This is a genomic window from Microbacterium sp. MM2322 (assembly GCF_964186585.1).
Lineage (GTDB): Bacteria > Actinomycetota > Actinomycetes > Actinomycetales > Microbacteriaceae > Microbacterium.
On the sequence record NZ_OZ075067.1, the window covers coordinates 2057208 to 2079854 of the forward strand.

The following is a 22647-nucleotide window of genomic DNA, read 5'->3' on the forward strand; positions in this document are numbered from 1 at the left end:
GAGATGCTCGGTGATGACCCTGGTCATCGAGGAGCGAATCGTGAAGTCTCGGGACCGCGTGAGGGCGTACGGTGAGGTGTTCACGCCGCGCCAAATGGTCGATCAGATGCTCGATCTCGTCAGCGACGATCTCGAAGACGGCCCCGACTTCGTCGACAAGACCTTCCTCGAGCCCGCCGCCGGTGACGGCAACTTCCTCGTCGCGATCCTGCATCGCAAACTGCGGGCGATCGAGAAGCGCCTCGTCCCCGACGTGTGGGCCGATGAGTCGCTCTTCGCGCTGGCATCGATCTATGGAATCGAACTCCTCGAAGACAACCATGAGGAGGCGCGTGCTGCGATGCTCGCGGAGTTCGTCGAGTTCCATACGCGAAACGAGACCTCGGTCAGCCCCGACTCCGACCTGATCCGAACAGCACGCTTTCTGGTCGACACGAACATCATCCGAGGCAACACTCTGACCGGTCGCGACTGGCGCGGCGAGGAGATCCAATTCTCCTGGTGGACCCGCGTCGCCCACTCCCCCGGCATGGTGCAGCGAGATCCCTTCTCGCTCGCGTCGTTGCGGGAGGGCAGCGGCTTTGACTTCAGCGTGTACGAAGCGTACGCAGCGTGCCGCATCGACCGTGTTCATGAAGAAGTGAGAGCCGGTGCGTAGCCCGAACATCAGTACCTTCCGCGAGGTCGTGCCCTACATCTACTCGTGGACGACCCCCGACATCCCGAAGTACGACGGCTGGGAGAAGATCGGGTACACCGAGCAGGAGTCGGCCGACAAGCGCATCGCACAGCAGGCGAGCCAGCTCAACATCGCGAAGGTCAAGCAGTGGGCATACCGTGCCGCGTTCATCACGGAAGACGGCGGCACGTTTCGCGATTCCGACTTTCACGCGTTCCTCAAGCAGCAGGGCATCGAGCGAGAGGTCGATCCCGCGAATACTCCCAGCCGCACGGAGTGGCATCGCTTCGCTGGGGCGCCGAAGTCGAGTCGGCAGTACTTTCTCGACTTCGCATCGAAGTCGTTCACGACGCAGGCCGGGGCCTCGCAGGACGATTATGAACTGCGCCCCGAGCAGCGCGAGGCTGTCTCCCAGGCGCTGACAGCATTCGGCACGCACAACGCCGACGAGGTGCTGTGGAATGCGAAGCCGCGATTCGGGAAGACGCTGACGACCTACGATCTGGTGCGCAAGATGGATGCCCGGCGGGTCCTGATCGTCACCAATCGCCCGGCGATCGCCAACTCCTGGTTCGACGACTACCAACGCTTCATCGGCCATCAGACCGCGTACGAGTTCGTGTCCGACTCGCCCTCGCTCGATCAGCGCGGCCCGATGACGCGCGAGCAGTGGCGCGCCTACTCCCTCGAGCATGTAGACGAAGACCCGCGCATCATCGAGTTCGTCTCGCTGCAGGATCTGAAGGGGTCGAGGTACTTCGGCGGGTCTTTCGACAAGCTGAAGCACATCGCTGACGCCGACTGGGATCTTCTCGTCATCGACGAAGCGCACGAGGGCATCGACACGACCAAGACGGATGTCGCATTCAACCAGATCACCCGCAGCCATACGCTGCACTTGTCGGGAACTCCGTTCAAGGCGCTTGCGTCGGGGCGGTTCGGTGTCGACCAGATCTTCAACTGGACCTACGAGGATGAGCAGGACGCGAAGGCGACGTGGGTGGATGACGCCGTCGATAACCCGTACGCGCAGCTCCCGACCCTGAACCTGCTGACTTACCAGCTCTCCCGCATGATCACCGATCGTCTCGCAGAGGGCGTCGCGCTCGACGAGGATGCCGGGAACGTTGATTACGCCTTCGATCTCGCGGAGTTCTTCACGACGAAAGACAACGGGTTCTTCGTGTACGAAGCCGACGTCGTTCGATTCCTGGATGCGCTGACGGCGCGGGAGAAGTACCCGTTCTCCACTCCGGAGCTGCGGGATGAGGTCCGGCACTCGTTCTGGCTGCTCAACCGGGTCGCATCGGCGAAGGCGCTGGAGCGGCTGCTGAAGAAGCATCCGGTCTTCAGCGAGTACACCGTGATCCTTGCGGCCGGCGACGGTCGCCCGAACGTGGGCGAGAGCGACGGACTCGGCGAAGACGCCGACGACGCGGCAACTGTCGGCAAGTCGCTCGACAAGGTGCGTGCCGCGATCGCCAAGGCGGAAGCCGAGGGAGGCAAGACCATCACGCTGTCGGTGGGGCAGCTCACGACGGGCGTCACGGTGCCGGAGTGGACCGCGGTCATCATGCTGTCCAACCTGTCCTCCCCCGCCCTCTACATGCAGGCAGCGTTCCGCGCGCAGAACCCCTGCACGTTCACGCGCGGCGACGCGATGTTCCAGAAGAAGAACGCCTACATCTTCGACTTCGCCCCCGAACGTACGCTCACGATCTTCGACGCGTTCGCCAACAATCTCGCCCCGAATCCTCCCCTCGATGCCGGCGACCGCAGGGGGAACATCCGACGCCTGCTGAACTTCTTCCCGGTTCTGGGTGAAGACACCGAGGGGCGGATGATCGAGCTCGACGCGGCCCAGGTGCTCACTTTCCCGCAGGTGTTCAAGGCTCGCGAAGTCGTTCGGCGCGGCTTCCTGTCCAACCTGCTGTTCGCGAACGTGTCCGGCATCTTCCGTGCTGTGGAGCACTTCGGAGACATCCTCAACCAGCTGCCCGTCGCGAGAGAAAAGAAGGCCAAGCAGGTCGGTCCCATCGACATGCCGGTCCCGCCGCCGACCACTAACGCCGACGGCAATGTGCAGATCGACGTCGGTACCGTCATCAACCCGAAGGTCGCCGCGTTGGGCAAACCGATCTACGCCGACGCCGACGTTCCACAACTCGACCCGGCCACGACGAAGGCGGCGGATGCTGCCAAGCGGGTCGCCGCGGTCGTGACCGAGAAAGCGCGCGACACCCGTGCCAAGGTCGCGGCCGAGTACGGGATGACCGCGAAGCAGGTCGAGAACGACGAGAAGTCCACCGAGGCACAGGTGAGGGCCAAGGTCGAACGCGCCTATGTCGACCTCCAGATCGCGCTCAACCACATCGATGCCGAGGGCGCGGATGCGGCAACGGAAGCCGAGTTCATCTCGCTCGACGCGAAGAAGGCCGAAGCGAAGGCAGAGCTCGACGCGCGTGTGCTCGCGATCTTCCACAGCACGCTCGACAGCGTCACCGAGACCGTCGTCACGCGCGAAGAGACGAAGAAGGCGCAGTCGCAGGCGAACAAGACGATGGATGCCGCGCGCGATCACCTGCGCGGGTTCGCCAGGACCATCCCGATGTTTCTCATGGCGTACGGCAACCGCGACACCGAGCTGGCCAACTTCGACGACTACACACCCGACGACGTGTTCGCCGAAATCACCGGCATCACAGAAGACGACTTCCGCAAGCTCCGCGATGGCCGTGACGTCACCGATCAAGCCACAGGAGAGGTCACTCGCGTACCGGGCCTGTTCGACGAGGCCGTCTTCAACCAGGCGATCCAGGAGTTCCTCAACAAGAAGGCCGCACTCGCCGACTACTTCGATCCGGCGCTGATGGAGGACATCTTCGCGTACATCCCGCAGCAGAAGACGTCGCTCGTGTTCACGCCGAAGCCCGTCGTGCAGCTGATGTGCGACACACTCGAGACCGAGAACCCGGGCATCTTCACCGACCCCGGCAAGACCTTCGCCGACCTGTTCTCCACCGCTGGGTTGTTCTGCATGGAGATCGTCCGCCGACTCGACCAGGGTCTTGCCGACGTCATCCCCGATCAGCACGAGCGGCTGGAGCACATCTTCACGCGCCAGGTGTTCGAGATGAGCCCCAACCGGATCCTGCACGACATCACGCTGGAAGCCGTCAGCGGCGGCATCGCAGAGCGCCGGGCGTGGCTGGAAGGCTCGGGGCACTTCCGCGTCGGCGACCTCGCGCGAATGGATGCCGAAGAACGCGAGCGGATCGTCGACGAGATGCTGGGAGACAACTGACATGGCCAAGAAGTTCGACGTCGTCATCGGCAACCCTCCGTACCAGGAGGAAGCTCAGGGCGGCGGCACCCGAGACACCCCGATCTACCACCAGTTCATGGACGCCGCCTACGAGGTGGGCAGCAAGGTTGTGCTCATCACGCCAGCTCGCTTCCTGTTCAACGCGGGCTTTACACCCAAGGCGTGGAACGAGAAGATGCTCGCCGACGACCACCTGGCCGTCGCATACTACGAGTCCGACTCAAAACTCCTGTTCCCCGGCCTTGCCGACCCGATCAAGGGCGGTATTGCCGTGACTTACCGGGACTCGGAGAGTCAGCTCGGTCCGATCGGCTTCTTTGCCAAACACCTCGAACTCAACTCGATCCTCCACAAGGTGCGGGAGTCCGAGACGTCGTTCATCGACCGTGAAGTCTCGAGCGGTCGCGCTTACGCCTTCACTCAGGCGATGCACGACGCGCATCCGGAGGCAAGAACGCTTATGTCGAGCGACGCACAGTTTCGTGTCAGTACGAATGCGTTCGAGCAGCTCGCCTTCCTCTTCTGCGAGACTCGGCCACTGGGTGACGAGGCATACGTACAGGTCCTCGGAGTCATAAAGAACCGTCGCGTGCTTCGTTGGCTCCGCGACGACCACATCGTGGGCCCCGACAGTCTCGACCGATACAAGGTTGCGGTTCCGGCGGCGAACGGCTCTGGCTCGACAACCGACTTCTTTGGTGTCGCGCTCAACAAGCCGACGGTTCTCGAGCCTGGCGTCGCTGTCACGCAGACGTTCATCACGATCGGCTCGTTCGCGACGGAGGTCGACGCTCAGGCGTGTCTGAAATACCTCAAGTCCAAGTTCGCGAGGGCGCTCCTCGGCGTGTTGAAGATCACGCAACACAACCCCGCCAAGGTGTGGAAGTACGTCCCCGCCCAGGACTTCACCGCGGCATCCGACATCGACTGGTCGAAATCGATCTCCGAGATCGACGCGCAACTCTATGCCAAGTACGGCTTGAACGCCGACGAAATCGCATTCATCGAGTCCCACGTCACGCCGATGCAGTGAGTGACCTCCGCGTCCCTTTCCGCTATTCGTCGAGGCCGAACGCTGCCGTGACCTGTTCGATCGTGAACTGCTGACGAAGCCTGGCTGCCGTGTTCTGGTTCGCGAACATGCCGGTCTTCCAGAATCCCTGCTCACGCGGCACGGTGCGGGTCCAGGCAACCGGCACCGCCCACTCGGCCATTGCGTCACGCCGACCTGTTCGACGACGATCTAGACGCCGTCGCGTCACGTCTGAACGACGCGATGCCGCTGGTTGCGCTGCCGTCTGGGCCGCAAACGAGGTACGCCCGACCGCAGTGAGAATATGAGCAGATTGCTCAAATGCCTCAACCAGGATTCGCCGGTCGAAGGCGACCAACGAAGGCCTTTGATGACCGTTGCAGCTCGAAAATGCGGGCAAGAATCGAAAAGTAGCTAGAGTGGCGGCGAGAAATACTAGGTCAGGAGCAAATAAAGATTGTGCCCCTGGAGGGACTCGAACCCCCAACCGTTTCCTTAGGACGGAACTGCTCTTCCATTGAGCTACAGAGGCTGGCCCGTCGAGTCTACCGATCCCCCGGCGTCCGGTAGGTTCGCGACATGACCGTCCGGCGCGCACTCCCCCTGCTCGCCGCGACCGCGCTGCTGCTCACCGGATGCGCCGGCCAGTCACCTCCGCCGCACGACCCACCCGCTGGACTACGGCTGCCGCCCGTCGGCGCCCAGCTCGACTACCAACTCGGCGGCGCCTACGACCCGCCCGCCGGCGTCGACATCGTGGTCCGCGATCGGGCCGCGGCATCCGTCGACGACCTCTACTCCGTCTGTTACGTCAACGGCTTCCAGACGCAGCCGGGCGAGCTCGACGCATGGCCCGGGGACCTCCTCCTCCGGGATGACGACGGCGAGCCGGTCATCGACCCGGACTGGCCGGACGAGGTCATCCTCGACACGCGTAAGGCGGACAAGATCGCGAAGATCGTCGGGCCGTGGATCCGCGACTGCGCGTCCGACGGGTTCGACGCCGTCGAGTTCGACAACCTCGACACCTACACCCGCACCGACGGCGCCCTCAGCCGCGACGACGCACTCGACCTCGCGACTTTGCTGGTCGACACCGCTCACGACGTCGGACTCGCGGCCGGGCAGAAGAACGCAGCCGAGGATGCCTCACTCCTCCGCTCCCGCGCCGGGTTCGACTTCGCCGTCGTCGAGGAGTGCGCGGCCTACGAGGAGTGCTCTGCCTACACCGAGATCTACGGCGACCACGTCCTCGCCATCGAGTACACCGACAACCTCCCCCGTCCGTGGGACGAGGTCTGTGCCGACCCGGAGACACCAGCATCCGTCCTTTTGCGGGATCGGGATCTCGTCACGCCGGATGATCCGGGGTACGTGTTCGAGACGTGCGGCTGAGCGCCGAGGCTACTCGTCCGCGAACTCCGACCGACCGATGTACAGCGTCGTCAGCTTCAGCGCCTTAGCAACGGTGTCGAGGAAGTCCTCGTTCGTGAGGAACCATTCCTTCCCGACCTCACTGCGATTGAGGCCACGACGCCGCGGATTGCCATGCCCCGCGGTGTCGAGAAGCTGATGGAACATTCGCTCCGTGTGACCGAGCTCCGGCGTCTCGACGGAGTAGACGCGGAGGAGCGCGAGCGGCTCCGGCATGTGGGCTCGGGCTCCACTCGAGTGTTGCTTGATACGAGCGCTGACATCCTCGGCCCGCCCGACCTTGATGAGCGTGTTACCCCGGGCCTGGTCGACGGGGCTCTCGAGGTACCACCCGTATGAGAACGCGTAGATCCCGGGAACCCCTCGAAGCCGCTCCAAAGTCGAGAGAGCGTCGCGTTCTTGCTGCTCGTTGTCTTCAACCTCCTGGACGGTGGGCTCAGCGTCCGACTCGGCTGCCTCGACGGCTGATCGATGCGCCAAGAGAAGCTGCATGGCGTCGCGAGAGAGCACGTCACGCCCAGCCTTGACCAGAGAGTTCAGCGAACTGAGTGTCGCCTTTCGAAGCGTGGACCCACCTGGCACCTTTCCATGAAGCGCGGCGTTCGCGTACGTCCGATAGGAGTACACAAAACCAACGGTTGCGACATTGAGCTGCTGAGCGATCTCATCAGGCGCAAAGCCCTGCTCGTCTAGCCGGAACACCTCGCCGAGCCGTCCGTCGTTGTCTCGAATGAGGTTCGCAATCTCTTCCGTCGGACTCGGCGTCGACATTGCTTCGGCAGGTTCGTAGGGCATATCTGTCACAAGGCGAGGTTACGTCGTAGCTCTCATGGGGGACGGCCTACCCTCCGAACCGGTCACCCCGGCGGCTACAAACGTCACTGCACCCACGACAAGGAACCTGTCGCTGTCGAGCTCTCACCATTGCTCGCCCTCATCGACGGTTCTCGGAGAGCCAACCATTCCCGCCAGCAGCTACTCTGCGCGCAACTCAGCGCCTCGAGAGCGTCCCTGCGACGGCCCTCAGGTCTGCGACGAGAGCGTCGCGTTTCCCGGGCTGCGCCATCGACTGCGGTCCGGGATGCCAAGTGTCGACGACGCTCACCGGTAACCGACCCGACGGGTCGACGAACTTTCGCCATCCGCGCTGCGCGAATCGTCCCGATAGAACCACGACCTCCAACACCGGAAGTAACTGCATCAGCTCGCGCAGTGCAGCCGACCCTTCAGCGAGCTCGGCCGCGTTCGGCTTGACGGACGCGGGGCCGAGGTACCAGGGGACGATGTTCCAGGCGAGAAAATGATCGTGGAGCGCAGCAGCATCCCGCGCCAACCAGAGATTGGCGGCCGTCGCATCGTTGTTGTCGACCGAGATGAAGCCCGAACCGGGACGAGCATTGCCACTGAGAGCGTTGGCCATTGGCCCCGGGGCCTCGAGAACGAAGAGCACGCGGGCATCGACGCCCGCCTCCGCGGGATCGAAGCGAGGAACGACGCGGCCGTCGGCGCGCTGCTCCAGATCCGACGCCCACTCGCGTAGGGGCTGGACACTCGGGATCGTCGTGAGCATCTCGAGACGCTCGTCGAGGATTTTCGCGGACCGAAGGCCTTTCGGTGCGGGGAGGAACATCGCCTCAGGCTAGTAGGCGCTCCCTCAGTCCCAGGCCCCCATGAGACCTCAAGGGTGCAGATCGACTCCTCGGGCCGCGCGCGAACCTCTCCCCCGACGCCCTCATCCGCGCGGCGCTCGACCCCATGGACGCCAACGGACCTGACGCGCTCTCGCTTCCTCCACGCGCGCGCCGGGTTCGACTTCGCCGTCGTCGAGGAGTGCGCGGCCTACGAGGAGTGCTCCGCCTACACCGAGGTCTACGGCGATCACGTCCTCGCCATCGACTACACCGACAACCTCCCCCGCCCGTGGGACGAGGTCTGCGCCGACCGGAGACACCGGCATCCGTCGTTCTGCGGGACCGGGATCTAGTCACGCCGGACGACCCGACGTATGTGTTCGAGACCTGCGGATAGCGCGGCCGGCCCATTACGTTGGAACGGAGAGAGCCTGATGGCCGAATCGCATGTCACCGTCCTCGCCCATCGACCACACCGGCGGAAGCACCTCGCCACCAGGAGGCCACCCCACCATGAGCACGGACCCCACACCCGCGGCATCCGCCCCCGCCACTCCGGACACGCGCGGAACCACCACCGTCCCGTGGATCGCCGTCATCGCGTTCACGGTCATCGCGTGCGGCCTCGCCTGGCTCGTCACGCTCCCCCTCTGGACGGGTGACGGCCTCGCCACCCCCATCGCACCGCTGCTCCTGCCGGTGATGATGTTCACGCCGGCCGTCGCCGCGCTCGTCGTCACCTTGTTCCTGCGCCGCACCGCCGGACGCCGCGCCTGGCGCATGCTCGCCCTCGTCCCGATCAAGCCGCTCGGCCGCTTCTTCGGTCTGCTCGGCATCGGACTCGCCATCGCCGTCGTGGTGCCGGTGCTCGCCACGTTCATCGCCGCCGCGACCGGAGCGCTGCAGCTCGACCTCGTCAACTTCTCCGGCTTCGCCGCGGCCCTCGACGCTCAGCTCGAGGCGGCCGGCACGCCGGACATCGAGATCCCGGTGGCGGCGCTCGTCATCACCCAGCTCGCCTTCATCCCCGTCGGCGCCGTGATCAACTCCTTTCTCGCGTTCGGCGAAGAGCTCGGCTGGCGCGGATGGCTACTCTCCGCCCTCCGCCCCCTCGGCACCTGGCCGGCCCTGCTCATCAGCGGCGTCATCTGGGGCCTCTGGCACGCGCCGATCATCCTGCTCGGCTACAACTTCGCCGAGCCCAACCTCTTCGGCGTCGGCCTGATGGTGATCGGATGCCTCAGCTTCGGCATCCTCCTCGGGTGGCTGCGCCTGCGGTCCGGCAACGTGTGGCCCGCCGTCCTCGGCCACGGCGCGTTCAACGCCGCCGCTGGGTTCGCGTTCCTGGTGTCGACGCCCGACCTGCAGCCGCTCGCGGCATCGCCGCTGAGCTGGCCCGGCTGGCTCGCCTGCGCCACCATCATCCTTCTGCTGCTGGCCATCGGCCAGTTCAAGAGGTCACGACTGCCCCAGACCGGAGCGTGACGGACGCGCTCAGGCGTCGTTCGACGGTCCCGGGGGTGAGGGCGGGTCCTCACCGGTGGGCTTCTTGCCCCACCCGGTCTCCCGCCGCAACTGCACGAACCCGGCGAAGAGCAGCAACACAGCCACAACGACGAACAGCACGCGGACCCACACATCCAGGTCGCGGAACAACACGTTCGGCAGGGCGCCAGCGAAGGTCGCCCCGATGAAGTACCAGACCGCAACCGGGGTCTCATTCTTCTGCTCGGTCATCACGTGCTCCTTCCTCGTGCCTCGACGCTAAGCCGCAGGCACGAGGTCACGCCTCCCCCGCGTGGCGGACATCGCGGGAGCTCTCACGTTCGAGACTCCGCTCGGTGTGCGCGATCCGTTCACGCCGTCGCTCCGCCGACGAAGGATGCAGATCGCTGAGGGATGCCTCGAACACCGCCTCTGCTGCGACCGAGTCCACGCCGAGCAACTCCTCGATCGCCGCGACCGCGTCTTCTTCCGTCTGCGTTGCGTCGATGGCGGCGACGATGTCGGCGAGGCGGGGTGCGGCATCCTGAATCGCTCGCTGCCGACGAAGCTCGTCCGCCATCGCCCGACGGTGCTGACCCGAACTCTCCCAGTGCTCGTTCACCCGTGCGCGCTCCACCGACTCCGCAGACACCTCGATCTGCAGCGGCTCGGCCGTCACCCGGAGCGGTACCAGCCAGGCATGCAGGGTGTTCTCCCCGGGAATCAGCGCCGCCCACATGTCATCGCTGATCTGGACAGGCACGCGCGCATACTCGCCAGGACCGAGCGGCACCGCCGACATCCCGTCGGACGCCGCCCAGCTCATGATCACCCTCGACTCGTGCGCACCCGTCACGGACCCGACAACCTGGAACAGGTCACCATCGGGCTCCCACTGCTTCTCACCGGTGTTGACGATGTCGATCGCGAACCCGTCCGGCCCCGCATCCACCCCGACAACCGCCGGCCACCGCAGCTCAAGCCCACGACGACGCTCGGCATAGCTGGCCCGCAGACGCGCCGGAGTATCGTGCACCCACACCTCCTCACCCGGGCGCACGTAGGCGACCCACCAGGTGGTCCGCTCCACATCGAGCGGCGCCCCGACGACTGCCTCGTCACCGCGCGCCTTCAGCACGCGCCACCCATTCGACACCGGAACCTCGGTCGCCTCTGCGCCATGCCGCCGGGCAAGATCGGCGAACGGCTCCCCCTCACCCGATAGCGCGGCAGGGTCGACAGCGTCGTGGTGCAGCCGCGGAAACTCGTCCTCGTTCATGCGGCCATGCTCGCACGCGACGCTCCCGGGCGGGCTATCCCAGCGACACCCGGCGCCGCACCCCCACGCCGACCGCAATCATCGCGATCACCAGCCCGCCGGCGCCCGCCCACAGCCAGCCGGTGGACGAGGTCCCTGTGGCAGGCGCGGCATCCCGGATGTTCTTCGCGTACCTCGCCGACACCGTCTCTGCGACCTGGTCGATCGGCGTGGCGGCGCGAATGTCGTCGAACCGGGCCGATCCGACCGGCGTGACGACACCGTCCTGCAGCGTGTACCAGGCGGCGATCGTCGGGTCGGAGATCAGCGTCGCCTTCGGGTCGATCTCGGCGAGCGCGATCGCGGCCGCGGCATCCCCGTCGACACCGGCGAACTCGGCCGTGCTGTCTGGGGTCTCACGCCACACCCGGTAGATCGCCACGGCCTCACCCGCCGACGACAGGACCGGCGCCACCCACTCGTCCGTTGCGGTCACCGGGTCGCTCGCGTCTCCGGCGATCAGCGCATTGCTCCAGCGGTGCACCCGGTGCACGTCACCGAAGGATGCCGCGTCTGCGAGCTCAGGCATCGCATCGGCCTGATCGCGCAGGTCGTCGATCGCGACGACGGACAGCGCGGCGGTCACATCAGGCGGCACCTCCGCGCCGGACGCCTGCGCGGCGCCTGCGCCGATCACCCCGGCAGTGAGCACACCGAAAGTCGTCACGATCGCCGCAACAACGCGGGTCCACGCTCTCTTGCTGGTCATGATTCGCGCCCCTCTGCCGACCGATCCCCTCACGCCGAACGTAGCGCCCGGCGGTCCGGCCGTGGGTCACGATCCGGCGGCGAACGCGCCTCAGGATTCCGGCAGCCAACGTCCTGGTTGCACATCTGCAAGTGACTACCTACCGTGGATGGGGAGGAGGAATTATGGACGATCACCGCTACGCGGCACCCGCCGACATCCCCGCAGCGCCCCGGTGGCACTGGTCGGCATCCAACCTCACCCTGATGATCGGGATGCCGCTCGTCGCCTACGTCGGCGGAGTCGGTGCCGCCACAGGGTCGGCCGCGGCACTCATCCTCGTCGCCTTCGCGGGACTCGTCACGGTCACCTTCACGGCCCTGCGCACCGGGCGGCGGAATCAGCCGCGCCTGTCCCGCATCACCCGACCCGCCGCCGTGTTCGTCGCCGTCGTCACGATCGTGACGGGCTGGAACCTCTTCCAGTTCGCGCCGCACCCGGCCGCTGTCACCTGGCTCGCGCCGGCCGTGCCGGTCGCCCTGTTCGCGGTCCTCGTCGCCCTCATGCGAGGCGTACGGCGGTGAGGCCGGAGGTCAACGAACGGGAACTCCTCGTCGTCCCCCGGTTCAAGGTGCTCGGCTTCCTCTGCCAAGTCGAAGAAGCCGACTACCCGGCGCTCGTCGAGTTCACCGAGCTGAGCATCCCCGACATCTCGCGGAGCGTCGGATACCTCGCCGACCGCGGACTCGTGCAGGTCAGGAAGGAACGCACCGGCCGCGTCGCCCACACCATCGTCCGCGCGACGCCCGACGGCATCCGCCAGTTCCGCGCGCTGCTCGAGGGGTTACGGAAGTACGGGCTGAGCTGAGCGATCGGTCTCGATCTTCACGCCGCAGGTTTACGACGCGTACAGCCCCCGCGAATGCGGATCGAAGACTCAATGAGGGAACCACTCGTGGCCACCACCGCCACAGCCACCGCGGTCCAGATGGCCACGGCGGTAACGCCCGCCTCCAACGTGACGTAGCCGAGCGTCGCACAGCCCGCCGCGGCCACGACAGCGGCGACGAACGCACCCGACCGACGGGAGCCGAGTCGGTCGCCGACCTTGACGGCCTGTCGCGTGAGCATCCACACGACGAAGCCCACCGTCGCGCCGATCCCCGCGCCGTAGGGGGCGCCATAGAGCATCACTCCCCACGGGGTCGCCTCAGGCGAATAGACGCTCACAACCGTCACCGCGACGAGAACCACGCCCGCTGCCGCGCCGATCAGGCCGGCGAAGACGAACCGCGTCACGGATCCTGCTGCCACGAGTTCACCCTAGGTCGGATTGCCGCGCACACCCCAACGAATACCTTGCACTGCGGCGAACGCCACGAAAAACCTAAAGGGTGTAGGTTAACTCCTCGTGCCCCGCGCGAACCTCTCCCCCGACGCCCTCACTCGGGCGGCGCTCGACCTCGTCGACGCCGATGGGCCCGACGCCCTCTCGATGTCGGCGCTCGCGCGACGCGTCGGCGTGCAGACCGCCAGCCTCTACGCCCACGTCCGCGACCTCGCCGCGCTCCGCAGGGCCGTCCAGGCCGCCGTCTTCGACGAGCTCGCCGACACCATCGGCGACGCGCCGACCCTCCGCGAGCTGGCGAACGCGCAGCGCTCCTACGCCTTCGCCCACCCGGCGCGCTGGGCGATGATCTCGCTGCCGGTCGAGCGCAACGAGGTCACCGGGCCGGCGGCATCCCGCATCTCGGCGCTCGTCATCGGATCGCTCGACGACTACGCGCTGCCCGAGAGCGAGACCGCGCACGCCGTCCGCTTCGCGAGCGCCACCATCGCCGGCTACCTCGCCCTCGAATCCGCCTCGTCGTTCGCCCACCGCGACGAGACCACCGACGCCTCGTGGAACCGCGCCTTCGACGCCCTCGACCGCGCCCTCCGCACCTGGACTCCGAAGGACCCCGCATGATCGACATCGCCCTCGACACCACGACCGTCCGCGGACTCGCCGAGCTCGAACCCACCGAGCGCGGCCTGCGCCTGCACCGCCTGCCCGCGTGGGTCCGCACCCAGTACCCCGACCCCCAACTTCTCGGCGTCGAGGCGCAGCCCGCCGGCGCGCGCATCGCGGTGCGGACCGCGGCATCCCGCCTCGACCTCGACCTGCATGCCACCCGCGCCACGCTCCGCGGACTCAGCCGCCCGCGCGGGCGCGTCGACGTCCGCATCGACGGCGCCCTGCACGACAGCGTCGAGCTCGACGGCGGCGACACCCTCGATACCGACCCGGCCACCGGCATCCGTCAGCTCGTCGAAGGCCCCGCCCAGCGCATCACCATCGACGGACTCGACCCGCGCGACAAGCTGGTCGAGCTCTGGCTGCCGCACAACGAGACGATCGAGCTCATCGCGCTGCGCGCCGACGCTCCCGCCACCCCCGACACCACCGAGCGCCCGCGCTGGGTGCACCACGGCAGCTCGATCAGCCAGGGCTCCAACGCGACCGAGCCGAGCCGCACCTGGGTGTCGCTCGCCGCCCGCCGCGCCGGACTCGACCTCCGCAACCTGGGCGTCGGCGGTAGCGCGCAGGTCGACCCGTTCATGGCGCGCATCATCCGCGACACCCCCGCCGACGTCATCAGCGTCGCGCTCGGCATCAACGTCGTGAACGCCGACGCGATGCGGCTGCGCGCGTTCGTCCCCGCCGTCCACGGCTTTCTCGACACTATCCGCGACGGCCACCCCGACATGCCGCTGCACCTCATCACGCCGATCTGGTGTGGCATCCACGAGAACACCCCCGGCCCCGGAACCATCGACCCCGAGTCCTTCGCCACCGGCACGCTGCTGTTCGGTGCCGCGGGAACCCCCGGCGACACCGCCGGCGGACGCCTCACCCTCGAGGTCATCCGCGACGCCCTTGCCGATGTCTACGCGCACCGCGACGACCCGAACCTGCACCTCGTCGACGGCCTCGCCCTCTACGGCGAAGCGGATGCCGCCACCCACCCGCTCCCCGACCGACTCCACCCGAGCCCCGAGGTGCACCGCCTCATCGGCGAGCGCTTCGCGGCGATCGCGTTCGGGGAGACTCACCCCACCGGATAGTCCACGTACGCGAACCGCGACCCGTCGGACGTCCAGCTGTTCACGTTGATCGTGCCCTGCCCGCCGAACACCGTCGCGACGGTCTCGGGATGCCGCCAGTGCCCGCCGCGCACGAGGCGCAGCTCGACCTCGACATCGGCCGGGTGTCCGTTCGTTCCGGGCGGGAAGCTGATGTAGACCGCGTCGCGCCCCGTCGGCGACGGGTGCGGAAACCAGTTCACCCGGTCGTCGAACGTCAGCTGCTCGAGACCCGAACGGTCGCGCCGCATCCGCGCGATCTGCGCGTGCCCCGGCGCCTGCGAGAACTCCTCGGTGTTCAGGTAGATCCACGACCCACCCGGCGACCACTCGCTGCCGTCCGCAACCTGCCCGGTGAGCAGCGGAGCGTCTTCCGACCCATCGACCCGCGCTGTCCGCAGATCGGCCGACAGCACCTGCCCGTCCTCGATCGACAGCGCGGTGTACGCGATCCACGCTCCATCCGGGCTCACCCCGTGCAAGAAGTGCATGAACGGGTCAGCCGGGTCGGTGATCCGCGTCCCCTCACCTCCGGTCCGCGGCGCGCGGTAGATCTGCCCGTCGTTCGCCGACAGCAGGATGTCGCCCGACTTCGGCACGAGCACGTGATCGTTGTTGATGGGTGGGATGCCGGTGAACGGCACCTCGGCGATGTCGGCACCCCCGGCATCCGCGTCCAACGACCACAGCTTTCCGGCGCCGTTCAGCAGCAGACCCTCCGGAGCCCAGTTCGGCGCCTCGAGCAGCACCGCGTCGGTTTCGAAGACGACACGATCGCTGCCGGTGACGACGTCATAGACGTGGACGCGGCATCGCTGCCCGTCGAGGGCGAAGTCTCGCGGCGGGTACACGGTGATGGCCATGATTCACCGTAGCGGGGCGTCAGTGGTCCTCGTCGAAACCCTCGTTCTGCGTGCGCTGCTGCTGGATGTGCGCTGTCGTCATCTGATCCGCGGGAGTCCCCTGCGTCAACGACCATTCCGGGTCATCGACCGGTCCCCCGAGGATGCACTCCTGGTAGTACTGGCCGAACTCGTTCTCGGCGACGATCGTCACATACCACCGCGGCGAGACGGTTCGCTCGTACACCTTCGGCTGACCGACCTGCGTATCGCCGGCCCCCTGGCCGTTCCGCTGCTCCGCGGCGCAGAGGTCGCCGGCCTGGCTGGCGGTCATCCCCGCGGCATCCGGATCGCCGTCGGGGTCGGTGCTGGTCGGCGGCTCGACCGGCCGCGTCGCCGGCGGGCCTCCCGGTGTGGGCGTCGCGCTCGGCGTCGGCGCGGGAATCGGCGCATCGCTGGGCGTCGGGCTCGGCGACGACGCGCTCGGCGACGGAACCGACACGGATGCCGTCGGTGACGGCGCGGGCTCGGGAGCGCACCCCGCCAGCAACAGCGCTGCGATCGCCAGCGCTCCGGCTGCCTGCATCCTCATCCTTGCCACGATCGCCCCTTACTCACTGAGAGGACAACCTTCTCACCCCCGACCGCCGGCCCACGACCGCATCGCCGTCAGCCGATGCGCGCCGCCACGATTCCCCCGTCGACGCTCAGCACCTGTCCGTGGATGTACGCCGCCTCATCGGATGCGAGGAACCGCACTGCGTGCGCGATGTCGATCGGCCGTCCGGGCTCGCCCGCCGGAGCCACGGCCGTCATCGCCCGCAGGATGTCGCTCGCCGACTCGTTGCCCGGCGTGAGCGTCGCGCCGGGCGCCACTGCGTTGACCCGCACGCCGCGCGGACCGAACTCCGCCGCCCACGCGCGCGTCAGGTGCTCGAGCGCCGCTTTCGTCGCCGGGTACAGCCCGACGTTCGGCGTGCCGACGTGCGCCATCCACGACGTGATGTTCACGACGACACCCGACCCCCGTTCGACCATCGCGGGAGCGAGGGCACCGACGAGGTCGTGCGGCACCCGCACGTTCGTCGCGAGCAGCGCCGCCACGTCGTCGTCGGAGAGGTCCGGCGTGGGCCCGATCGGGAAGATCCCCGCGTTGTTCACGAGCACGTCGACGCGTCCACCCAGCGCCTCGGCTGCCCGCCCCGCGAACTCACGCGCCGCGGCCGGACTCGCCGCCAGATCCCCCGTGACGACGGATGCCGCGCCCCCACCACCCGTGATCGCCGCCGCAACGGCCTCGGCACGGCCGACGTCGCGCCCGTGGACGACGACATGGGCACCGGATGCCGCGAGCACATGCGCGATCGCTTCGCCGATGCCGCTCGACGAGCCGGTGACGATGGCGGTGCGACCGGCGAGACGCTGGTCGCGAGGAAGGGAGAGGAGGTTCGATGTCATGTCTCCACGCTGACGGTCGAGCGCCCGATCGAGTTGCCTGTTCCGGTCGGATGCTTGCCTGTTCCGTTGCGGGTTCGCCGGAGCGGGCCGGCGAGCCCCGGCATCCGCTTCAATGAACACATGGACCAACGGATCAGGGCGAGCCTCGACCGTGGCGCCGAACGCGTGCGGCGTCACATCGACCGCCCGCACCGCGCCGAGGCGCTCGGACTGATCCTCGGACGCACGACCGCACCGACCCCGACGGTGTTCGTCCATTACCCGCCGTGCCTGTCGGTCGTTCTGACCGGTCGGAAGATGTCGGGCGACGACTCCTCGATGGATCAGGAGTGGGGCGCCGAGCGCTTCCTCATCACGCCGGTCGACCTGCCCGTGTTCGCCCGCGTCACCGAGACGGGCGAGGCCGGTGACTTCGTGTCGGTGAACTGGCGGCTCGATCCGGCCGTGGTCGCGGACGTCGCAGCTCACCTCCCTCACGCCACGACGGGGACGCCCTCACGTCTCGGCGCGATGACCGCCGAGATCGCCGACGTCGTCGACCGGATGCTGGCATTGCTCGACGCACCCGACGAGGCGCCCGTTCTCGCACCTCTCCTGAACCGCGAGCTCGTCGTGCGGCTCCTGCAGAGCGACCAGGCGGGGCGCCTGCTCGGCACGGCGGCCCACGCGCACGCCGACATCGTGAACGCGGCGATCGCGACACTGACCCGCCGGCTCGCCGAACCGTGGACGCTCGAGGGCGTCGCGGCATCCGTCGGCGCCAGCCCGACCACCTTGAGTCGGCGCTTCCGCGAACTCACCGGGCTCACGCCGATGCGGTACCTCAAGCGGCTCCGCCTCGGTGAGGCCCGCCGCCTACTCATCACCGACGGCGACACCGCGGCGCAGGCGGGCGCCACGGTCGGCTACGTCAGCGCATCGCACTTCTCGCGCGACTACCGCGCCGCGTACGGCCGATCCCCCGCCTCCGACGCGACCGAACTCCGCGAACGGATGCGGGCGAGCTGACGCCCACCGAACCTCCGTAACTCGTGTGAGTGCAGGGCGAAGGTGCGTCAGAGGTTGCGGCGGCATCCGATTCTCGGAATCGTGGCCCGCTCACGCACGCAATCCACGGAAGGGAGCATCATGCTCACACTCACCGAGAACGCCAGCAGCGCCGTCAAGAACCTCGCTTCGCAGATCCCCACCGAGACCGGTGGACTCCGGATCGCTGAGGCATCCGACCCGCAGAACGGGTACGCCCTTTCTCTCGCACCCGCTCCCGCCGACGGCGACACCGTCGTCGAGACCGATGGTGCCCGCGTCTTCGTCGACCCGGCCGCGAGCGTCGCGCTCGACGACCGCATCCTCGACGCCCGCGTCGAAGAGGACGGATCGGTCGGCTTCGCGCTCGCGCAGGCCGTCTGACACTTCAGACTTTCGCGAGAGCCTCGGACCGAACGGTCCGGGGCTTTCGTGCGTTCAGGTCAGAACGAGGCGCCGATGCGCTTTCGCAGCTTCCTGAGGTTCGTTGATTCCGGTACGGTCCACTCCGCTACGCCGCCATCGAACTCGATGCGGAGGACCTGCGCGCGCTCCGCGATCTCGTCGAGGTACGAGACGCGGAGCGGATGCGGACCGACGGCGACTCCCGTCAGTTCCACATCTCCCAGGATGATGCTGCGGTGATCGACACGCGCATCGCCGCCGATCTCCTCACCGATTTCGAGATCGCCGGCTTCTCCGCTGATGAGGCGGATGCGGCCGTGCACGCGACGCGGCCCCTGCCGGGCCTCGCCGACCGCGACCAGAACATCGCCGAGCACCTCGAGGACATCAGCCAACATGCCCCGATCTTCGCACCGATCCGCGCGAATGCCCCGCGGAGGCGAGCTCAGGCGAGTCGCTCGACGCGCGCCTTCGCCTGCGCGGGACGCATGAGCGCCCGCACCGACGCGGCGATGCACGCACCGGCGATGATCAGCACCGCGACGGCGCCCAGCAGCATCACGATGCCGAGCACGATGACCGGCTTCGGGATCGTGAGGAACAGCATCCCGAGGATCGCGAAGCCCGCCGCGACCACGAGGAACACGAGGCTGACGAAGATCGCGATGAACGCGCCCGAGCCCATCTGCTTGCGCTGGACCGCTTCGTTGCGCTGTGCGTAGTTCGACATGGTGTCCTCCGACCGGTGAAAGTCCTCTCACGGTAAGCCCGCGAGCGACATCGTCCCCAGGGGTTGCGCAGCGACGCCGACGTCGTAAGCCGAGCCGACCCTGCGACAATGGAGCCGTGCGCCCGTCCCGAGTCTCCCGCGTTGCACGCGGCGCGCTCGCGGCATCCGTCGCCACCTGGGCGGCTCTGCTCTCGCACGTGGCCGCCGGCGGGCTGATCCCCGGCTGGCTCGGCATCGCCGTCCCCCTCGTCCTGTCGCTCGCCGTCTGCACGGCACTCGCCGGACGCCGCCTCTCGCTCGTCCGCCTCGCCCTCGCCGTGACCGGCAGTCAGCTGCTGTTCCACACCCTGTTCGTCCTCGGCGCCGTCACCCCGACGGCCGCGGGCCACGGGCATCACATGACGCTGATGACGGATGCCGGGGGCACGACTGCGGCAATGGGCGCCGACCCGCTCATGTGGGCGATGCACGGCGTCGCCGCCGTGGTCACGGTCACCGTCCTGCACCGCGGCGAACGCGCCGCACAGCGCCTGATCGCCCTCGCCGCCGACGTCGCGCGCTGGGTGCGCCGCCGCATCCTCATCGCCGTCCTGGCACTCGGAGCGCTCGACCGCCCCGCGCTCGCATCGGTGTCGGCCGTGGTGCCGGTGCTCCGCTCGGTCGTCCTGCGGGTCGCGGCAGGCCGCGGACCACCGCACGCGCTCACGATCTGACGCGCACCGCCGTCCCGCTGTCGATGAGGGATGCCGCGGTGCGCCGCGCCGTCTTCCGGCGCGCCTTCCCGCTGCCCCCTCTCCGTTCGAAAGCGATCATGACCGCCACACTGTCCTCCCCTCCTGCTCCTCCGCGCACCAGCCGCCGTCCGGGCTGGTTCGGCGCCTTCCTCGTGCGCCTGCACTTCTACGCCGGCATCCTCGTCGGACCGTTCATCCTCGTCGCCGCGCTCAGCGGCGGGCTCTACGCCCTCGCGCCGACGATCGAGCAGGGCGTGTACGCGCGCCAACTGCACGCACCCGTGACAGACACGCACCTCCCGCTCGGCGAACAGGTCGAGATCGCCGAGGCCCATGTCGGGACGGCGGCCACGCTGTCGGCCGTGCGCCCCGCTCCCGAACCCGGCGACACGACGCGCGTGATGTTCGCGCAGGATGGCCTCGGCGAGAGCGAATCCCGCGCCGTGTTCGTCGACCCCGGCACCGGCGAGATCCGGGGTGACGAGACCGTCTACGGCACGAGCGGGTCGCTGCCGCTGCGGACCGCGATCAGCAACTTCCACCGCAGCCTCGGGCTCGGCGACCCCGGCCGGATGTACAGCGAGCTCGCGGCATCCTGGCTCGGCATCGTCGTGATCGCGGGCGTGGCGCTCTGGATCATCCGCATCCGCACCGCGCGCACGAAGAAGGACTTCGTGCGGCCGTCGCGGACGCACACCGGGTACCGCCGCTTCTTCAGCTGGCACACGTCCCTCGGCATCTGGATCGCGCTCGGCGCCGTGTTCCTGTCGGCGACCGGCATCACGTGGTCGACCTTCGGCGGACAGAACGTCACGGACCTGCGCGCCGGGCTCGACTGGACGACGCCGGCCGTGTCGACGAGCCTCGGTGGCGCTACGGGTGCCGGCGATGAGCACGCGGGGCACGGCGCGGCATCCGGTGCGATGAACGTCGACCCCGCCACGTTCGACGCCGTGCTCGCCGAGGCGCGGCGCGTCAACATCGACACCGGCCTCGTGCAGATCACGCCGCCCGCGGCAGCCGACCAGGCGTGGAAGGTGCAGGAGATAGACCGCGGCTTCCCCGGCCATCTCGACGCCGTCTCGATCGACGGTACGACGCTGAAGCCCGTCGACCGCGTGGACTTCGAGAACTTCTCGCTGCCCGCGAAGCTGGCCTCATGGGGCGTCTCGATCCACATGGGCACGATGTTCGGCCTCGCGAACCAGATCGTCATGTTCCTGCTCGCGATGAGCATCGCCGGCATGGTCGTGCTCGGCTACGTCATGTGGGTGAAGCGCCGCCCGACGAAGACCGCACGGGTCGGGATGCCGCCGCGCCGAGGCGTCCTCGACGGCGCGCCGTGGTGGGGTGTCGCCGCCGTCGTCGCGGGTGGGGTGCTGCTCGGTCTCGCGCTGCCGCTTCTCGGGTGGACGCTCGCCGCGTTCGTCGTGGTGGACGTGATCGTGGACGCCGTGCAGCGGAGGCGCGCGGCGGCCTGACGGTGGCTCAGCCCTGACGGCCCTTGAAGCGGGGGTTGAGCTTGTTGATGACGAAGACCCGGCCCCGGCGACGCACGACCTGCGCGCCGGGCTGGTTCTTCAGGGACTTGAGGGACGCACGAACCTTCATGACACACTCCTATTGAGAACGGTTATCATCAAGGCTACACAAACCGGGATGAGTGGGGTGTCGAATGCACGAGACGGACGTGATCGCCGTGATGGGAGCGTGCGGACCTGAACGGGCGATGTACGCCGAGCGCCTGAGTCTGGCGACGGGGAAGCCTCTCCTCCCGGCATCCCGATTGTCCGCGGACGATCCGGCCGCCCAGGCCGCGGCGTTCCTGCCGTGGCTCGACCTCGGCGACGGTGTCATCGCCGAGTTCCCGGCCGATGCGTCGGTCCTCGAGGTCATCGGCACTCTCGCCGAGCACGACAACGGGCTGCAGCTCACCGGGGTCGTCTGCATCGTCGACGCGCCTCACCTCGTCGACGACCTCCGCCGCGAGACGTACGCCGGCGCTCCCGATCCGGACGAGACGGGGATGCCGCGGACGCGCTACACCGCCCACGCCTTGCTCACGGTCCAGCAGCTCGAGTACGCCTCGACGATCGTGCTCGTGAACTGGGCGGGGCTGTCGACGCCCGACCTGTCGATCACGATGGCGCTCGTGAGTCATCTCGCGCCCTCGGCGCGACTGCGGCTGCATCAGGAGGCGACTGGCCCGCTGCCCGCCGCGGGCACGCACCGACACCATCAGGAGGCGCCGGGGTGGGTGCAGCTGCTGAACGGCGAGTTCGCGCCGCACATGACCGACTCGCGGATCAGTGCTTTCCGGTACGAGAACGTCCGTCCGCTGCATCCGGGCCGCTTGACCGCGCTTCTGGACGAGCGGATCGAGAGTGGACAGTTCGGCTTCGTCGTCCGCTCGGCGGGGTTCTGCCGCTTCGCGACCCGCTCGCACACGGTCGCGCAGTGGGATCACGTGGGCTCGATGATCGCCTTCTCACCCGTGCAGGTCGACGACGGGATGACCGAGGCGGAAGGCCTCCTGGCCGTCGGAGAGGACCTCGCGTTCATCGGCCTCGATCTGCACCACCGCGCACTCCGCATCGCGCTCGACGAGACCGCCCTGACGGATGATGAGCTGGCGGCAGGGCCGGCAGCCTGGGCGGAGTTCGAGGATCCGTTCCCGGTGTGGCAGGTGACGCGCAGCGGGGAGTGAGCGGACAGCACGACGGCGAGGCCACG

General features: G+C 67.9%; 27 protein-coding genes, 1 tRNA gene and 1 pseudogene. 15 read left to right on the forward strand and 14 right to left on the reverse strand.

Annotated features, from left to right (window positions below; genetic code table 11):
- The first annotated feature begins 40 nt into the window (after positions 1–40).
- From ABQ271_RS10075 to ABQ271_RS10085, 3 genes are read left to right on the forward strand one after another with little or no spacing between them, the layout of a single operon-like run.
- Positions 41–658, forward strand: a complete 618-nt coding sequence (locus tag ABQ271_RS10075) for a DNA methyltransferase (RefSeq protein WP_349308635.1) — start codon at positions 41–43, stop codon at positions 656–658.
- Positions 651–3983 (forward strand): DEAD/DEAH box helicase family protein, encoded by a 3333-nt coding sequence (locus tag ABQ271_RS10080; protein ID WP_349308636.1) that lies wholly within the window; start codon positions 651–653, stop codon positions 3981–3983. The genes ABQ271_RS10075 and ABQ271_RS10080 overlap by 8 nt, the downstream gene beginning before the upstream one ends.
- A gap of 1 nt (position 3984) precedes the next feature.
- Positions 3985–5037: an Eco57I restriction-modification methylase domain-containing protein gene (locus ABQ271_RS10085; RefSeq protein WP_349308637.1), complete on the forward strand. Its 1053-nt coding sequence runs from the start codon at positions 3985–3987 to the stop codon at positions 5035–5037.
- A gap of 22 nt (positions 5038–5059) precedes the next feature.
- On the opposite strand, the gene ABQ271_RS10090 is transcribed toward ABQ271_RS10085, so the two are convergent.
- Entirely contained in the window at positions 5060–5218 is a 159-nt protein-coding gene (locus ABQ271_RS10090; protein ID WP_349308638.1) for a hypothetical protein, read from the reverse strand.
- 279 nt (positions 5219–5497) lie between these two features.
- Positions 5498–5569, reverse strand: a tRNA-Arg gene (locus tag ABQ271_RS10095).
- 47 nt (positions 5570–5616) lie between these two features.
- Here ABQ271_RS10095 and ABQ271_RS10100 point away from each other — a divergent pair.
- A complete protein-coding gene (locus ABQ271_RS10100; protein ID WP_349308639.1) occupies positions 5617–6432 on the forward strand; it encodes an endo alpha-1,4 polygalactosaminidase in 816 nt (271 codons plus the stop codon).
- 9 nt (positions 6433–6441) lie between these two features.
- Here the strand turns inward: ABQ271_RS10100 and ABQ271_RS10105 are convergent, their stop codons facing one another.
- Complete coding sequence (locus ABQ271_RS10105) at positions 6442–7266, reverse strand: GIY-YIG nuclease family protein (protein WP_311870683.1); 825 nt, start codon at positions 7264–7266, stop codon at positions 6442–6444.
- A gap of 196 nt (positions 7267–7462) precedes the next feature.
- Positions 7463–8101 (reverse strand): uracil-DNA glycosylase, encoded by a 639-nt coding sequence (locus ABQ271_RS10110; RefSeq protein WP_349308640.1) that lies wholly within the window; start codon positions 8099–8101, stop codon positions 7463–7465.
- A 159-nt stretch (positions 8102–8260) separates the two neighbouring features.
- Between ABQ271_RS10110 and ABQ271_RS10115 the strand changes: the two are divergent.
- Together ABQ271_RS10115 and ABQ271_RS10120 are read left to right on the forward strand one after the other, a co-directional pair.
- Positions 8261–8499 (forward strand): annotated as a pseudogene (locus ABQ271_RS10115) (endo alpha-1,4 polygalactosaminidase); the annotation flags it as partial.
- 116 nt (positions 8500–8615) lie between these two features.
- The gene (locus ABQ271_RS10120) at positions 8616–9587 is read left to right on the forward strand and encodes a CPBP family intramembrane glutamic endopeptidase (protein ID WP_349308641.1); all 972 of its coding nucleotides are present in this window, start codon (positions 8616–8618) and stop codon (positions 9585–9587) included.
- A 9-nt stretch (positions 9588–9596) separates the two neighbouring features.
- On the opposite strand, the gene ABQ271_RS10125 is transcribed toward ABQ271_RS10120, so the two are convergent.
- The 3 genes from ABQ271_RS10125 to ABQ271_RS10135 are packed head-to-tail and all read right to left on the reverse strand — an operon-like array spanning position 9597 to position 11614.
- Positions 9597–9839 (reverse strand): hypothetical protein, encoded by a 243-nt coding sequence (locus ABQ271_RS10125; RefSeq protein WP_349308642.1) that lies wholly within the window; start codon positions 9837–9839, stop codon positions 9597–9599.
- 46 nt (positions 9840–9885) lie between these two features.
- Complete coding sequence (locus ABQ271_RS10130; RefSeq protein WP_349308643.1) at positions 9886–10866, reverse strand: hypothetical protein; 981 nt, start codon at positions 10864–10866, stop codon at positions 9886–9888.
- Positions 10867–10900: 34 nt separating this feature from the next.
- Entirely contained in the window at positions 10901–11614 is a 714-nt protein-coding gene (locus ABQ271_RS10135; RefSeq protein ID WP_349308644.1) for a hypothetical protein, read from the reverse strand.
- Between the two features lie 164 nt (positions 11615–11778).
- On the opposite strand from ABQ271_RS10135, the gene ABQ271_RS10140 reads away from it, so the two are divergent.
- Both ABQ271_RS10140 and ABQ271_RS10145 read left to right on the forward strand, forming a co-directional pair.
- Complete coding sequence (locus ABQ271_RS10140) at positions 11779–12177, forward strand: hypothetical protein (RefSeq protein WP_349308645.1); 399 nt, start codon at positions 11779–11781, stop codon at positions 12175–12177.
- Positions 12174–12461 carry a transcriptional regulator gene (locus ABQ271_RS10145; RefSeq protein ID WP_349308646.1) on the forward strand — a complete coding sequence of 96 codons (288 nt, stop codon included), beginning with the start codon at positions 12174–12176 and terminating at the stop codon, positions 12459–12461. Before ABQ271_RS10140 ends, ABQ271_RS10145 begins: the two co-directional genes overlap by 4 nt.
- 17 nt (positions 12462–12478) lie before the next feature.
- On the opposite strand, the gene ABQ271_RS10150 is transcribed toward ABQ271_RS10145, so the two are convergent.
- Positions 12479–12907: a hypothetical protein gene (locus tag ABQ271_RS10150; protein ID WP_349308647.1), complete on the reverse strand. Its 429-nt coding sequence runs from the start codon at positions 12905–12907 to the stop codon at positions 12479–12481.
- A 97-nt stretch (positions 12908–13004) separates the two neighbouring features.
- On the opposite strand from ABQ271_RS10150, the gene ABQ271_RS10155 reads away from it, so the two are divergent.
- Positions 13005–13562, forward strand: coding sequence for a WHG domain-containing protein (locus ABQ271_RS10155; RefSeq protein WP_349308648.1), 558 nt, complete (start codon positions 13005–13007; stop codon positions 13560–13562).
- Complete coding sequence (locus ABQ271_RS10160) at positions 13559–14701, forward strand: GDSL-type esterase/lipase family protein (RefSeq protein WP_349308649.1); 1143 nt, start codon at positions 13559–13561, stop codon at positions 14699–14701. Before ABQ271_RS10155 ends, ABQ271_RS10160 begins: the two co-directional genes overlap by 4 nt.
- Here ABQ271_RS10160 and ABQ271_RS10165 read toward each other — a convergent pair.
- The 3 genes from ABQ271_RS10165 to ABQ271_RS10175 form a co-directional block, all read right to left on the reverse strand.
- Positions 14686–15582 (reverse strand): hypothetical protein, encoded by an 897-nt coding sequence (locus ABQ271_RS10165; RefSeq protein WP_349308650.1) that lies wholly within the window; start codon positions 15580–15582, stop codon positions 14686–14688. The genes ABQ271_RS10160 and ABQ271_RS10165 overlap by 16 nt on opposite strands.
- 19 nt (positions 15583–15601) lie before the next feature.
- A complete protein-coding gene (locus ABQ271_RS10170; protein WP_349308651.1) occupies positions 15602–16147 on the reverse strand; it encodes a hypothetical protein in 546 nt (181 codons plus the stop codon).
- An 83-nt stretch (positions 16148–16230) separates the two neighbouring features.
- On the reverse strand, positions 16231–17019 hold the full coding sequence (locus tag ABQ271_RS10175) for an SDR family oxidoreductase (protein WP_349308652.1): 789 nt from the start codon (positions 17017–17019) through the stop codon (positions 16231–16233).
- A 120-nt stretch (positions 17020–17139) separates the two neighbouring features.
- On the opposite strand from ABQ271_RS10175, the gene ABQ271_RS10180 reads away from it, so the two are divergent.
- Together ABQ271_RS10180 and ABQ271_RS10185 are read left to right on the forward strand one after the other, a co-directional pair.
- Positions 17140–18027: an AraC family transcriptional regulator gene (locus ABQ271_RS10180; protein ID WP_349308653.1), complete on the forward strand. Its 888-nt coding sequence runs from the start codon at positions 17140–17142 to the stop codon at positions 18025–18027.
- Between the two features lie 120 nt (positions 18028–18147).
- Positions 18148–18429, forward strand: coding sequence for an iron-sulfur cluster assembly accessory protein (locus tag ABQ271_RS10185; RefSeq protein ID WP_076707978.1), 282 nt, complete (start codon positions 18148–18150; stop codon positions 18427–18429).
- A 59-nt stretch (positions 18430–18488) separates the two neighbouring features.
- Here the strand turns inward: ABQ271_RS10185 and ABQ271_RS10190 are convergent, their stop codons facing one another.
- The gene (locus ABQ271_RS10190; protein WP_349308654.1) at positions 18489–18848 is read right to left on the reverse strand and encodes a hypothetical protein; all 360 of its coding nucleotides are present in this window, start codon (positions 18846–18848) and stop codon (positions 18489–18491) included.
- A 47-nt stretch (positions 18849–18895) separates the two neighbouring features.
- Entirely contained in the window at positions 18896–19180 is a 285-nt protein-coding gene (locus ABQ271_RS10195) for a hypothetical protein (protein WP_349308655.1), read from the reverse strand.
- 116 nt (positions 19181–19296) lie between these two features.
- On the opposite strand from ABQ271_RS10195, the gene ABQ271_RS10200 reads away from it, so the two are divergent.
- Together ABQ271_RS10200 and ABQ271_RS10205 are read left to right on the forward strand one after the other, a co-directional pair.
- Positions 19297–19893, forward strand: coding sequence for a hypothetical protein (locus ABQ271_RS10200; RefSeq protein WP_349308656.1), 597 nt, complete (start codon positions 19297–19299; stop codon positions 19891–19893).
- A gap of 38 nt (positions 19894–19931) precedes the next feature.
- The gene (locus ABQ271_RS10205; protein ID WP_349308657.1) at positions 19932–21395 is read left to right on the forward strand and encodes a PepSY-associated TM helix domain-containing protein; all 1464 of its coding nucleotides are present in this window, start codon (positions 19932–19934) and stop codon (positions 21393–21395) included.
- Between the two features lie 7 nt (positions 21396–21402).
- Here ABQ271_RS10205 and ykgO read toward each other — a convergent pair whose 3' ends face one another.
- A complete protein-coding gene (ykgO, locus tag ABQ271_RS10210) occupies positions 21403–21525 on the reverse strand; it encodes a type B 50S ribosomal protein L36 (protein ID WP_036311902.1) in 123 nt (40 codons plus the stop codon).
- A 64-nt stretch (positions 21526–21589) separates the two neighbouring features.
- On the opposite strand from ykgO, the gene ABQ271_RS10215 reads away from it, so the two are divergent.
- Complete coding sequence (locus tag ABQ271_RS10215; RefSeq protein ID WP_349308658.1) at positions 21590–22621, forward strand: GTP-binding protein; 1032 nt, start codon at positions 21590–21592, stop codon at positions 22619–22621.
- Positions 22622–22647 lie beyond the last annotated feature (26 nt).

Excerpts from the sequence above, each read along its gene's own strand:
- ABQ271_RS10085 (WP_349308637.1), top strand. The coding sequence starts at position 3,985 with ATGGCCAAGAAGTTCGACGTCGTCATCGGCAACCCTCCGTACCAGGAG.
- ABQ271_RS10090 (WP_349308638.1), bottom strand. The coding sequence starts at position 5,218 with ATGGCCGAGTGGGCGGTGCCGGTTGCCTGGACCCGCACCGTGCCGCGT.
- ABQ271_RS10100 (WP_349308639.1), top strand. The coding sequence starts at position 5,617 with ATGACCGTCCGGCGCGCACTCCCCCTGCTCGCCGCGACCGCGCTGCTG.
- ABQ271_RS10105 (WP_311870683.1), bottom strand. The coding sequence starts at position 7,266 with ATGCCCTACGAACCTGCCGAAGCAATGTCGACGCCGAGTCCGACGGAA.
- ABQ271_RS10110 (WP_349308640.1), bottom strand. The coding sequence starts at position 8,101 with ATGTTCCTCCCCGCACCGAAAGGCCTTCGGTCCGCGAAAATCCTCGAC.
- ABQ271_RS10120 (WP_349308641.1), top strand. The coding sequence starts at position 8,616 with ATGAGCACGGACCCCACACCCGCGGCATCCGCCCCCGCCACTCCGGAC.
- ABQ271_RS10125 (WP_349308642.1), bottom strand. The coding sequence starts at position 9,839 with ATGACCGAGCAGAAGAATGAGACCCCGGTTGCGGTCTGGTACTTCATC.
- ABQ271_RS10130 (WP_349308643.1), bottom strand. The coding sequence starts at position 10,866 with ATGAACGAGGACGAGTTTCCGCGGCTGCACCACGACGCTGTCGACCCT.
- ABQ271_RS10135 (WP_349308644.1), bottom strand. The coding sequence starts at position 11,614 with ATGACCAGCAAGAGAGCGTGGACCCGCGTTGTTGCGGCGATCGTGACG.
- ABQ271_RS10140 (WP_349308645.1), top strand. The coding sequence starts at position 11,779 with ATGGACGATCACCGCTACGCGGCACCCGCCGACATCCCCGCAGCGCCC.
- ABQ271_RS10160 (WP_349308649.1), top strand. The coding sequence starts at position 13,559 with ATGATCGACATCGCCCTCGACACCACGACCGTCCGCGGACTCGCCGAG.
- ABQ271_RS10165 (WP_349308650.1), bottom strand. The coding sequence starts at position 15,582 with ATGGCCATCACCGTGTACCCGCCGCGAGACTTCGCCCTCGACGGGCAG.
- ABQ271_RS10170 (WP_349308651.1), bottom strand. The coding sequence starts at position 16,147 with ATGCAGGCAGCCGGAGCGCTGGCGATCGCAGCGCTGTTGCTGGCGGGG.
- ABQ271_RS10175 (WP_349308652.1), bottom strand. The coding sequence starts at position 17,019 with ATGACATCGAACCTCCTCTCCCTTCCTCGCGACCAGCGTCTCGCCGGT.
- ABQ271_RS10180 (WP_349308653.1), top strand. The coding sequence starts at position 17,140 with ATGGACCAACGGATCAGGGCGAGCCTCGACCGTGGCGCCGAACGCGTG.
- ABQ271_RS10185 (WP_076707978.1), top strand. The coding sequence starts at position 18,148 with ATGCTCACACTCACCGAGAACGCCAGCAGCGCCGTCAAGAACCTCGCT.
- ABQ271_RS10190 (WP_349308654.1), bottom strand. The coding sequence starts at position 18,848 with ATGTTGGCTGATGTCCTCGAGGTGCTCGGCGATGTTCTGGTCGCGGTC.
- ABQ271_RS10195 (WP_349308655.1), bottom strand. The coding sequence starts at position 19,180 with ATGTCGAACTACGCACAGCGCAACGAAGCGGTCCAGCGCAAGCAGATG.
- ykgO (WP_036311902.1), bottom strand. The coding sequence starts at position 21,525 with ATGAAGGTTCGTGCGTCCCTCAAGTCCCTGAAGAACCAGCCCGGCGCG.
- ABQ271_RS10215 (WP_349308658.1), top strand. The coding sequence starts at position 21,590 with ATGCACGAGACGGACGTGATCGCCGTGATGGGAGCGTGCGGACCTGAA.